Origin of the sequence: Streptomyces sp. NPDC059695 (assembly GCF_042733785.1) — a bacterium.
Taxonomy (GTDB): domain Bacteria; phylum Actinomycetota; class Actinomycetes; order Streptomycetales; family Streptomycetaceae; genus Streptomyces.
The window spans coordinates 1-8,592 of record NZ_JBHWFF010000048.1 but is presented as its reverse complement, the minus strand read 5'-3'; the positions used below and the strand labels follow the sequence as shown (position 1 = coordinate 8,592).

7 protein-coding genes are annotated in these 8,592 nt (G+C 72.6%); all 7 read right to left on the bottom strand.

The window, feature by feature from the left end:
• Window positions 1–144 precede the first annotated feature (144 nt).
• Window positions 145–1,443: a pseudouridine synthase gene (locus ACFV2S_RS34900; protein WP_385569039.1), complete on the bottom strand. Its 1,299-nt coding sequence runs from the start codon at window positions 1,441–1,443 to the stop codon at window positions 145–147.
• On the bottom strand, window positions 1,443–2,000 hold the full coding sequence (gene scpB / locus ACFV2S_RS34895) for an SMC-Scp complex subunit ScpB (protein WP_385569171.1): 558 nt from the start codon (window positions 1,998–2,000) through the stop codon (window positions 1,443–1,445). The genes ACFV2S_RS34900 and scpB overlap by 1 nt, the downstream gene beginning before the upstream one ends.
• A gap of 32 nt (window positions 2,001–2,032) precedes the next feature.
• Window positions 2,033–2,806 carry a segregation and condensation protein A gene (locus tag ACFV2S_RS34890; protein WP_385569036.1) on the bottom strand — a complete coding sequence of 258 codons (774 nt, stop codon included), beginning with the start codon at window positions 2,804–2,806 and terminating at the stop codon, window positions 2,033–2,035.
• Window positions 2,807–3,105: 299 nt separating this feature from the next.
• Window positions 3,106–3,609 (bottom strand): hypothetical protein, encoded by a 504-nt coding sequence (locus ACFV2S_RS34885; RefSeq protein ID WP_385569032.1) that lies wholly within the window; start codon window positions 3,607–3,609, stop codon window positions 3,106–3,108.
• Window positions 3,594–4,619, bottom strand: coding sequence for a ParA family protein (locus ACFV2S_RS34880; protein WP_030212665.1), 1,026 nt, complete (start codon window positions 4,617–4,619; stop codon window positions 3,594–3,596). The genes ACFV2S_RS34885 and ACFV2S_RS34880 overlap by 16 nt, the downstream gene beginning before the upstream one ends.
• Window positions 4,620–5,078: 459 nt before the next feature.
• The gene (gene ald, locus ACFV2S_RS34875; protein ID WP_385569028.1) at window positions 5,079–6,194 is read right to left on the bottom strand and encodes an alanine dehydrogenase; all 1,116 of its coding nucleotides are present in this window, start codon (window positions 6,192–6,194) and stop codon (window positions 5,079–5,081) included.
• A gap of 146 nt (window positions 6,195–6,340) precedes the next feature.
• Window positions 6,341–8,326 (bottom strand): tetratricopeptide repeat protein, encoded by a 1,986-nt coding sequence (locus tag ACFV2S_RS34870; RefSeq protein ID WP_385569025.1) that lies wholly within the window; start codon window positions 8,324–8,326, stop codon window positions 6,341–6,343.
• Between the last annotated feature and the right edge of the window lie 266 nt (window positions 8,327–8,592).

Sequence of the window (8,592 nt, the reverse complement as noted above, 5' to 3'; positions counted from 1 at the left end):
TGGAGGGGGGGGGACCAACACAGTTTTTTTTTATTTTTATTTTTAAAATACCCGGGGGGGGCCCCCCACCCCCCGGGCCCCCCCCCGACACCCCGCCCGCGCCCGCCGGGCCGCCCCCGCGCTTCTCACGGGTGGCACACGGCCTTACATGCCGACTTCCTTCATCAGCATGCCGACCTCGGTGTTGGTCAGGCGGCGCAGCCAGCCCGACTTCTGGTCGCCCAGGGCGATCGGGCCGAAGGCGGTGCGGACCAGCTTCTCGACCGGGAAGCCCGCCTCGGCGAGCATCCGGCGCACGATGTGCTTGCGGCCCTCGTGCAGGGTGACCTCGACGAGGTAGTTCTTGCCGGTCTGCTCGACGACGCGGAAGTGGTCGGCGCGGGCGTAGCCGTCCTCCAGCTGGATGCCGTCCTTCAGGCGCCGGCCGACCTCGCGGGGCAGCGGGCCGGTGATGGCGGCCAGGTAGGTCTTCTTCACGCCGTACTTCGGGTGCGTGAGGCGGTGGGCCAGCTCGCCGTGGTTGGTGAGCAGGATGATGCCCTCGGTCTCCGTGTCGAGCCGGCCGACGTGGAACAGCCGGGTCTCGCGGTTGGTGACGTAGTCGCCGAGGCACTGGCGGCCGTCCGGGTCCTCCATGGTGGAGACGACGCCGGAGGGCTTGTTCAGCGCGAAGAACAGGTGCGACTGGGTGGCGACGGTCAGGCCGTCCACCTTGATCTCGTCCTTCTCCGGGTCGACGCGCATGCCCTGCTCGACGACGATCTCGCCGTTGACCTCGACGCGGGCCTGCTCGATCAGCTCCTCGCAGGCGCGCCGCGAACCCATGCCGGCGCGGGCGAGGACCTTCTGCAGCCGCTCGCCCTCCTGCTCGGCGCCCGGGAAGGTCTTGGGGGTCTTGATCTCGGGCTTGCCGGCGTACCGCTCCCGGTTCCGCTCCTCGGTACGGGCGTCGTACTCGCGCGAGCGGGCGGGCGCCGTACGGCCGCCGCCGCGCTGCGGGGACTGCCGGGGGCCGCCCTTGGCGCCGCCGCGCGCGGCGTCGCCACGCCCGCGCTTGGGGGCGTCCGAGGGGCTGTAGCGCTCGTCGTAGGTGCGCTCCTCCGGGCGCGCGTTGCGCGGGTTGGAGCCGGTCGGCCGGCCGCCGCCCTGGCCCGGACGCCCGCCGCCACCCTGGCCGGGACGCCCGCCGCCCTGCTGGGGACGGCCGCCGCCCTGGCCCGGACGCCCGCCGCCACCCTGGGGGCGCCCGCCGCCCTGGCCGGGGCGTCCGCCGCCCTGGCCCTGGCGGTCGTCGCGGCCGCCGCCGGAGCCGCGGTAGTCGCCGCGCCCGCCGCCACCGCCGCTGTTGCCGCGGCCGCCGCCGCTGCCGCCGCGGCCGCCGCTGTTGCCACCACGGCTCCCGCCGTTGTTTCCGCTGCTGTTCCTGCCGCTGCTGCTTCGCATCAAATTTCCGTCTTGTCGTCTACGTCTGCGTCCGGGTCGAACGACGGGACGCCTTCCAGGGAGTCCGGCTCGACCGCCTCGGCCTCGGGGAGGAAGGGGGCGAGCTCGGGGAGTTCGTCCAGGCCGCGCAGGCCCATCCGCTCCAGGAAGTAGTTCGTCGTCCTGTACAGGATCGCACCTGTTTCGGGTTCCGCGCCCGCCTCCTCCACCAGACCGCGCTGGAGGAGGGTCCGCATCACGCCGTCGCAGTTGACTCCGCGGACCGCGGAGACCCGGGAACGGCTGACCGGCTGGCGGTACGCGACCACCGCGAGGGTCTCCAGCGCCGCCTGGGTGAGCCGGGCCTGCTGCCCCTCCAGGACGAAGGCCTCGACGGCCGGGGCGAAGGCGGCGCGGGTGTAGTAGCGCCACCCGCCGGCGACCCGCCGCAGCTCGAAGCCGCGGCCCTGGGCGGTGTACTCGTCGGCCAGCTCGTGCAGGGCGTCGGCCACCTCGCGCGGGGTGCGCTCCAGGACCTTGGCGAGGTGGGCCTCGGTGGCGGGATCGTCGACCACCATGAGGACGGCTTCGAGGGCGGGCTTGAGGTCGCTCACGCGATGGCCTCCTGGTCGAATTCGTCGGTCACGGCCGCGGACGGGTCCCTCTCGCCGCCGGTCCAGGAGACCGTGAGGTCGCCGAGGGCGGTCTCCTGGTCGAGGGCGACGGCCTTCTCCCGGTAGAGCTCCAGGAGGGCGAGGAAGCGGGCGACGACGGTGAGGGTGTCGCCGGCGTCCTCGATCAGTTCCCGGAAGACGGCCGTCCCGCGCTCGCGGAGCAGCGCGACGACCACCGCAGCCTGGTCCCGGACGCTGACGAGCGGGGCGTGGATGTGGTCGACGTACACCTGGGGCTCGGCCTTGGGCTGCATCGCCTTGACGGCCAGCCTGGCGAAGCCCTCGGCGCCGATGGAGATGACGACCTCGGGGAGCAGCTCGGCGTGGTGCGGTTCGAGTCCGACGGTACGGGGGTGGCGGCGGCCCTCGGCCTCCCAGCGCTCCTCGAAGATCGCGGCGATGCGCTTGTACGCGCGGTACTGGAGGAGCCGGGCGAAGAGCAGGTCGCGGGCCTCCAGGAGGGCCAGGTCGGCCTCGTCCTCGACCTCGGCGACGGGGAGCAGCCGGGCGGCCTTCAGATCGAGCAGGGTGGCGGCGACGACGAGGAACTCGGTGGTCTGGTCGAGGTCGCCGTCGGGCCCGAGGGCGCGGAGGTGCGCCATGAACTCGTCGGTGACCTGGGAGAGGGCGACCTCGGTGACGTCGAGCTTGTGCTTGGTGATGAGCTGGAGGAGCAGGTCGAAGGGCCCCTCGAAGTTCGAGAGCCGCACGGTGAACCGCCCGTCACCGGCGTCGTCGCCGGCGGCCGCCGGAGCGGGTACCGCCCCGGACGGCTCCCCGGCACCACCTGGACCGGCCTCCGGCGTACCCCCGGGCGCGGACGCGGGACCGGCCGCCTCCGGCGTCGCGGGGCCCCCGGATTCGGGGGACGGGGGCGCCGGGACTTCCCCGGGGGCCGCCCCGGCGCCGCGGCCCAGGAGGCGGCGGCGCGGGGGGCGGGACGTTTCGTCAGGGGCGTGGTGCATGGGGGTCCAGGGGAACGAGGAGGACGGCAGCCCGCAGGCTACCGTCAGCGGCCGCGCAGGCGGCGGACGAGGATGCTCGCGTCGCCGCGGGACTCCAGGTCCGCCAGGACGACCGCGACGGCCTCCCGGACGATCCGGCCCCGGTCGACGGCGAGACCGTGCTCGCCGCGGAGCACCAGCCGGGCGTGCTCCAGGTCCATCAGCTCCTCGGCGGAGACGTAGACCGTGATCTTCTCGTCGTGGCGCTCACGGCCGCTGGGCCGCCGGTTCGCGGCCCGGGCGCCGCGCCGCCGGGCCGCCGCCGGGGCGGGCACCGGGGCGGTGGGAGCGGCCTTGGCGGCCGGTCCCTCGGGCTCGGCCGTCCTCGCGCGGGGTTCCGCGGCCTCGGAGTCCGCCGAAGCGTGCTCCGCGGAGCCCTCGGCCGCCGCCGTGTCGCTCTCGGCCGCGGGTGCCGGGACCGCGCGGCGGGGTGCGGACGCCTGGAGCGCCGTCCCCCCGGTCGTACGGAAGAGTTCGTCGGCCCCGGGCAGACTCACTCGGCGTGACACCGGGCGAGCACCTCCCTGGCGAGCTGGCGGTAGGCGGCGGCGCCCACGGAGTTGGAGGCGTACGTGGTGATGGGCTCGCCGGCGACCGTGGTCTCCGGGAAGCGCACGGTCCGCCCGATGACCGTGTGGTAGACGTGGTCGTCGAAGGCCTCGACGACGCGCGCCAGGACCTCGCGGCTGTGCACGGTCCGGGAGTCGTACATCGTGGCGAGGATGCCGTCGAGCTCCAGCTCGGGGTTGAGCCGCTCCTGGACCTTCTCGATGGTCTCGGTGAGCAGCGCGACTCCGCGCAGCGCGAAGAACTCGCATTCCAGCGGCACGATGACCTTGTGAGCCGCCGTCAGGGCGTTGACGGTCAGCAGGCCGAGCGAGGGCTGACAGTCGATCACGATGTAGTCGTAGTCGTTCATCAGCGGCTTCAGGGCCCGCTGCAGCGTCGACTCGCGCGCGACCTCGCTGACCAGCTGGACTTCGGCGGCCGAGAGGTCGATGTTGCTCGGCAGCAGGTCCATGTTGGGCACGGCGGTCTTGAGGAGCACCTCGTCCGCCGACATGCCCCGCTCCATGAGCAGGTTGTAGACGGTGAGGTCGAGCTCCATCGGGTTCACGCCGAGGCCGACCGACAGGGCTCCCTGCGGGTCGAAGTCGACGAGCAGCACCCGTCGTCCGTACTCGGCGAGCGCGGCGCCCAGGTTGATGGTCGACGTGGTCTTGCCGACGCCGCCCTTCTGGTTGCACATCGCGATGATCTTCGCGGGTCCGTGGTCGGTCAGGGGACCCGGGATCGGGAAGTACGGCAGGGGCCGTCCGGTGGGGCCGATCCGCTCGCGGCGCTGACGGGCAGCGTCGGGTGCGAGGGTGGCCGCGTACTCCGGGTCGGGCTCGTACTCGGCGTCGGGGTCGTAGAAGTGCCCCTCGGGCACCTCGTCATAGGCGGCGAAGTGGGTGGACTCTCGGCCCATCTCGTTGCCGGCCGTGGCGTTCACGTGTAGGCCGTCCATCGTCTTCATCGTGTGGGCACTCGTCATGGGCTGGTGCGTCGCGAAGGTCCGCACCGCGACGGAGCCGATCGGGGCACCTGGCGCGCCGCTCCCGGGAGTAATTGTCGACTCATTCACAAGTCGTCTTACCTCCTTGGATGTCACCAGGAACATTTATCGATAGGTCAGCGTGGCACCATGCCGACGGTTGGCGACTCTATGGCGTGTCACCGCTCCGCAGCAACACAATCCGCCGGACCCGGCCCGATGTGTCGGCAACCGAACACGTCTCTGTCAAGGGTGCGCAGGCATGCATCCACACGTTTCAGGGGTGCGCGAAACGGTTAAAGGGTTACGTTCGAGGCGAGTTGCCCGAACGTTTCAGCGGCCCGAGACACGACCGGCCGGACCTTGTCGAACAAGGTCCGGCCGGGTGCGTGATATTGACGGCACGCGTTGACGGGGACGGCGTCAACGGGCCCTCGGGGGTCAGGCCAGGAGGCTGGCCAGCTCGACGTGCTCGAGGCCGTGCGCCTCGGCGACCTCCTTGTAAACCACCTTGCCGTCATGGGTGTTGAGACCCAGGCCGAGCGCGGCGTCGCGGCGCAGCGCCTCGACCCAGCCGTTGTTCGCCAGCGACACGATGTAGGGCAGCGTGGCGTTGGTGAGGGCGTAGGTGGAGGTGTTCGGGACCGCGCCCGGCATGTTGGCGACGCAGTAGAAGACCGAGTTGTGGACCTGGAAGGTCGGCTCGGCGTGGGTGGTCGCGTGCGAGTCCTCGAAGCAGCCGCCCTGGTCGATCGCGATGTCGACAAGGACACTTCCGGGCTTCATCTTGGCGACGAGCTCGTTGGTGACCAGCTTCGGGGCCTTGGCGCCCGGGATGAGGACGGCGCCGATGACGAGGTCGGCCTCGACGACGGCCTTCTCCAGCTCGTAGGCGTTGGAGACGATCGTCTTCACCTTGGTGCCGAAGATCTTGTCGGCCTCGCGGAGCTTGTTGATGTCGCGGTCGAGCAGGGTCACGTGGAAGCCCATGCCGACGGCGATCTGGGTGGCGTTCCAGCCGGAGACGCCGCCGCCGATGACGACGCACTCGCCGGCGTGGGTGCCGGGGACGCCGCCGGGGAGGACACCACGGCCGCCGACGGAGCGCATCAGGTGGTAGGCGCCGACCTGCGGGGCCAGGCGGCCCGCGACCTCGGACATCGGGGCGAGCAGCGGGAGCGCGCGGTTGGCGGTCTCGACCGTCTCGTACGCGATCGCGGTGGTGCCGGACTCCAGGAGGGCGTCCGTGCACTCGCGGGAGGCGGCGAGGTGCAGGTAGGTGAAGAGCGTCTGGTCCTTGCGGAGGCGGTGGTACTCCTCCGCGATGGGCTCCTTGACCTTGAGCAGCAGGTCGGCCGTGGCCCAGACCTCGTCGGCGGTGGCGAGGATCTCGGCGCCGGCGCCGACGTACTCCTCGTCCGTGATCGAGGAGCCGACACCGGCGTTCTGCTCGACGAAGACCTGGTGGCCGTTGCGGACGAGCTCGTGGACACCGGCGGGGGTGATGGCCACGCGGAACTCGTTGTTCTTGACCTCGCGGGGGATGCCGACCTTCATCGTCGATCACGGTCCTTGAATCAGGGGGATATCTGGGGCACTGCGATACATACCCGGATGCACTGCGGCGCACCGGGGCAGACCACGTTCGAACGCGGCCCACCCAGTCTAATGAAGGAGTTCCTACTGTCTAGCCTTTCAAAGTACTAATCTTCGACGGAGCCACTGCGGATTTCGTAGGCTGACGGTTCCGTTTCCAGGAGTCTCTCCGCTGCGGACCGGTGCAACCCGGCGGCCGCGGGGTCGCCGAGCCGGTCGAGCGTGTCGGCGAGCCGCATCTGCAGCGCGGCCTGGAGCCGGGTGTCCTGGGCCCGGCGGGCCCACTCCACCGCCTCCTCGCAGGTCCGCAGGGACTCCTCGGGCCGCCCGGCGTACTCCTGGACCCGGGCCGCCTCGCTCAACGCCCGCGCGTAGCCCGGGAGATCGGACAGCCGCCGGTAGCCGGCCGCGGCGGCGCGCCAGCTCCGCAGGGCCTCCCCGTACCGCCCCGCATAGGTCTGTACGGCTCCGAGGCGGGCGTACAGCCGGGCCTGGTCGGGGCGCTCGTCCCGGGCGAGGCGCTGGGCGAGCGCCCGCCCGTACCAGTCACCGGCCCGCTGCCAGTCCCCCAGCTCCTGATACGAGCCACCTACGGATTCCATTGCCCGACCGGTCGCGTACGGGTCATTTGCTACGCGTCCGGCCTCCAATGCCGACCGATATCGCAGCAGAGCGTCCTTCGTCCTGCCCGTCCTGGCATCGAGATCGGCCAGGTTCAGGAGGGCCGCGGCCCGCTCGCGGTGCAGCCCGCGCCGCTCGGCCACGTCCAGGACCAGCCGGTGCAGGCCGTACAGCTCGGGGGCGGCGGCCTCCGCGCCCCGGTGCGCGGCGAGCGCCCGCACCAGGGACGCGACCAGGCGGCGCGCCAGGGTGTCGAGCTCGCCGTCGGCGACCGCCAGACGGGCGGAGGCCAGGAGCACGGGCTGCCGGGAGTCCAGCCAGGCGGCGGCCGCGGCCGTGCCCGGGAAACGCAGGGCGCGCGGCAGACCGGCCAGCTTGCGGCGGGCGGGCGAGCCCTCGGGTTCGGTGACCGCACGGCAGGACTGGAGGAGCCGTACGGTCCGCTCCAGCATCCGGGCCCGGGCGAGCTGCACCTCGGCGGGCCGGTCGCGCTCCTCCAGCTGAGCACGAAGCAGCGGGACGAGGTGCGCGCGCACCTCGTACTGTCCCTCCTCGCCGCCCGAGACGAGACCGAGGGCCTCGAAGTCGGCGAGGGTGGTCGCGGCCGCCGAGACCGAGCAGCCGGCCAGGGCGGAGGCGGTGTGGGCATCGGCCCGGCCCAGCGGGGCCAGGGCGAGGAATCGCAGTATCCGCGCGGCGGTGGCGGGCAGCGCCTCGTGCGCGAGCAGGAAGGTGCGGGTGAGGGGGTCGCCGCCGAGGGCGCGCAGCCGCTTGGCGAGATCGGCGACGGAGGCCTTCGGCTGCGTGGACAGCCAGCCGCCGGCCAGGACGACCGCGGCGGGCAGTCCCCCGCACTCCTCCACGAGGGTCTCGGCGGCCTGCGGGTCGACGGTGATGCGGACCGAACCCGTGAAGGAGGTCAGCAGCTCGATCGCCGACTTCGGGTCGAGCCCGCCGAGGGTGCAGGGCCGTACGTCGGGGATCCCCGTCAGCGGCCCGCGGGCGACCCCGATGACCAGGGTGTCGGGGTTGTCGGGGATCAGCGGGTCGGCCTGCTCGGCGTCGACGGCGTCGTCGAGGACGAGGACGGCCCGGCGGTCCGCGAAGGCGCCCCGGACCAGCTCCGTCAGCTCGTCCTCGCCGGCCCCCGGGGGCTCGGCGACGCCGAGCGCGGCGAGCAGCTCCTGCGCGACCCGCGCGGTGGGGACGGGGTCGCCGCCGGGCTCGGTGAGCCGGCCCCGGAAGACCCCGTCGGGGTAGCGGTCGGCGAGACCCGCGGCCAGCTCCTCGGCGAGCGCCGACCGGCCGGAGCCGGGCTTGCCGGCGATGAGCAGGACCCGGGCGCGGGGTGCCTTGCGGCCGGTGAGGGTGTCGAGGCCCGTCCGCTCGATGTCGGCGCGCAGGGCCTTCAACTCCCGCTGCCGGCCGAAGAACTGCCGGCGGCCGGCCGCCGCCACAGCCTGATCCGTCACGGGCCACGCTCCCGTCCACCTGCGCACGAGCCGATCCCGCGGGGGCTCCGCACGGGCGATTCCGAGCGTAGTTCAGGGGGCGAGGCGGACCTGGCGGAGCAGGGCGGACACTTCCCCCGATCGGATCAACACATCGTCAGACCGCAACCCCCGTTGTGGGCCTTCGCCCCGCCGTTGTGGGCAATCGTTCCGCTGGGGCGATGGGGGTCCCCCCTGCTCGAGCGAAGCCGAGAGCTTGGGGGAGGGTGGGCACAACGGAACGGCGC

What these genes read in the sequence shown, in the direction of transcription:
- ACFV2S_RS34880 (WP_030212665.1), bottom strand. Translation starts at nt 4,619, where the DNA reads ATGAAGACGATGGACGGCCTACACGTGAACGCCACGGCCGGCAACGAG.
- ald (WP_385569028.1), bottom strand. Translation starts at nt 6,194, where the DNA reads ATGAAGGTCGGCATCCCCCGCGAGGTCAAGAACAACGAGTTCCGCGTG.
- ACFV2S_RS34900 (WP_385569039.1), bottom strand. Translation starts at nt 1,443, where the DNA reads ATGCGAAGCAGCAGCGGCAGGAACAGCAGCGGAAACAACGGCGGGAGC.
- scpB (WP_385569171.1), bottom strand. Translation starts at nt 2,000, where the DNA reads ATGGTGGTCGACGATCCCGCCACCGAGGCCCACCTCGCCAAGGTCCTG.